Origin of the sequence: Rhodoblastus sp., from assembly GCF_041915505.1 — a bacterium.
Taxonomy (GTDB): domain Bacteria; phylum Pseudomonadota; class Alphaproteobacteria; order Rhizobiales; family Beijerinckiaceae; genus Rhodoblastus.
Genome location: NZ_JAYSBG010000469.1, coordinates 1 through 2,248, shown reverse-complemented (window position 1 = coordinate 2,248; position 2,248 = coordinate 1). Strand labels below are relative to the sequence as shown.

Annotated in this window: 2 protein-coding genes and 1 pseudogene; 2 read left to right on the top strand and 1 reads right to left on the bottom strand. The window is 64.0% G+C overall.

What is annotated here, in order from left to right; genetic code table 11:
- Positions 1–23 precede the first annotated feature (23 nt).
- Both ACE3S9_RS18745 and ACE3S9_RS18740 read left to right on the top strand, forming a co-directional pair.
- Positions 24–791: a glucose 1-dehydrogenase gene (locus ACE3S9_RS18745; RefSeq protein ID WP_374547991.1), complete on the top strand. Its 768-nt coding sequence runs from the start codon at positions 24–26 to the stop codon at positions 789–791.
- 122 nt (positions 792–913) lie between these two features.
- Positions 914–1,681, top strand: coding sequence for an SDR family NAD(P)-dependent oxidoreductase (locus tag ACE3S9_RS18740; protein WP_374547990.1), 768 nt, complete (start codon positions 914–916; stop codon positions 1,679–1,681).
- A 101-nt stretch (positions 1,682–1,782) separates the two neighbouring features.
- Here the strand turns inward: ACE3S9_RS18740 and ACE3S9_RS18735 are convergent.
- Positions 1,783–2,248: pseudogene (locus ACE3S9_RS18735) on the bottom strand (long-chain fatty acid--CoA ligase); the annotation flags it as partial.

Genomic DNA, 2,248 nt, shown 5'->3' with positions numbered 1-2,248 from the left:
AGGCGGCTGATTGGGAGGAACGGATGAATCGCGTTTTGGGAAAGGTCGCCATCGTCACGGGCGCGGCGAAAGGAATCGGAGCAGAAACCGCGATCCTGCTGGCGCGCGAAGGCGCCAAGGTCATCGTGACGGATCTCGATGAAAAGGGTGGTCACGACGTCGCCGCGCGGATCGCGGCGGCCGGCGGCGCGGCGTTGTTCGTCAAGCAGAATGTGACGGATGAAGCGGCTTGGACCGAAATTGTCGCAACGGCGACGAAAAGCTTCGGCGGCCTGCACATTCTGGTCAATAATGCGGGCGTGGCTTTTCCCGGCAATGTCGAGGACACCTCGCTGGAGGACTGGCGCAAGCTGATGGCCGTCAATCTCGACGCGGTCTTTCTCGGCGTCAAGCACGCCATTCCGGCGATGAAGGCGACGGGCGGCTCGATCGTCAATCTCTCGTCGATCGAGGGGCTCGTCGGCGACCCCAATCTCGCGGCCTATAACGCGAGCAAAGGCGGCGTCCGCCTGCTCACCAAATCCGCCGCGCTCCATTGCGCCAAGGCCGGCTATAATATCCGCGTGAATTCGGTCCATCCGGGATTCATCTGGACGCCGATGGTCGAGGGTTATCTCAGCAATTTCGGCGATGTGGCCGCCGGACGCGAGGCCACCGGCAAATTGCATCCTGTCGGCCATCTCGGCGAGCCCCACGACATTGCGGCGGGCATTCTTTATTTGGCCAGCGACGAATCCAAATTCATGACCGGCGCCGAACTCGTCATCGACGGCGGCTTCACGGCTCAATAGAGCCGGTCCGGCAGGCCCGGAACAGGGCTCGGCAATCATCCCACAACGAGAAAACACGCCTCCGCTCCGGCGGACGGCGGCGGTCGGCTTCATGCGCCGACGAAGGGAAACAGGAGGAAATAATGGGGCGTCTTGCAAATAAAGTCGTGATCATCACCGGCGCCGCCGGAGGCATTGGCCAGGCCGCGGCCCGTCGTTTCGCGGCCGAGGGCGCGAAGCTCATGCTGGTGGATCGGGACGAAGCCGGTCTGGCCGCGCTCGCCGCATCCATCGGCGCCGAGCAGGCGGCCGTCGCCGTGGCCGATGTCGCGGAAGCGGCCGATGTCGAAGCTTATGTCAAGGCGACGGAGAAACGCTTCGGCAGGATCGACGCCTTGTTCAGCAATGCGGGGACGGAGGGGCGCATCCTTCCGATCGTCGACTATCCGGACAATGCTTTCGACAAGGTCATCGCGGTCAATGTGCGCGGCGTCTGGCTTAGTTTGCGTCACACGATTCCGGTTATGCAACGCGGCGGCGGCGGCAGCATCGTCATCACGTCGTCCATCGCGGGACTGCGCGGTTTCGCCGGCCTGTCCGCCTATACTGCCAGCAAACATGCCGTCGTCGGGCTGATGCGCTGCGCCGTGCTGGAAAACGCGCGATATGGCGTTCGGGTCAATACAATCCACCCCTCGCCCATCGAGACGCGCATGATGCGCTCGATCGAAGAGGGCGCGGCGCCCGGCGCCGCCGCTGAAGCGAAAAACGCCTTCAATGCGATGATCCCGGCGGGCCGCTATGGCGCGCCGGAGGAAGTCGCGCGTCTCGCTTTGTTCCTGTCGAGCGACGAAAGCGCTTTCTGTTCCGGCGGACTCTATACCGTCGATGGCGGCATGGCTGCCGGCTGATTCTGGAAAAGCGTCGATTCTCGCAAATTGAGGCCTCCGACGCGCTGTTCCGAAGAACGGCTTGCAGCGTCGGAGGCCGCTAGACGGCTTCGCCATATAGACTAGTCGCGCGGCGCATAAAGCCGGCGCAGCTCCGACTTGAGGATTTTCCCGGTCGCGCCATGCGGCAGCTCCCCGGCGACGATGACGCGCTCGGGAATGGCGTATTTCGCGACCTTGCCGACGAAGAAATTCCGCACGTCCTCAGGCTGCGGCTCGCGTCCCTCGCGCGGCACGACGACCAGCAGCGGCCGTTCGCCCCATTTCGGGTCCGGCGCCGCGATGGCGGCGGCCTCCGCCACATCGGGGTGGCCCACGGCGATATTCTCCAGCGCGATGGAGCTGATCCATTCGCCGCCGGATTTGATCAGATCCTTGCTGCGGTCGGTCAGCAGAAGATAGCCGTTTTCGTCGATCACCCCTACATCGCCGGTGGGAAACCAGGCGTCGGCCGGGATCTCGGTCTCCGGCATGCGGAAATAGCCGCTGGCGATCCAATGGCCCCGGCACGAGACGTCGCCCTGGCTC

Excerpts from the sequence above, each read along its gene's own strand:
- ACE3S9_RS18745 (WP_374547991.1), top strand. The coding sequence starts at position 24 with ATGAATCGCGTTTTGGGAAAGGTCGCCATCGTCACGGGCGCGGCGAAA.
- ACE3S9_RS18740 (WP_374547990.1), top strand. The coding sequence starts at position 914 with ATGGGGCGTCTTGCAAATAAAGTCGTGATCATCACCGGCGCCGCCGGA.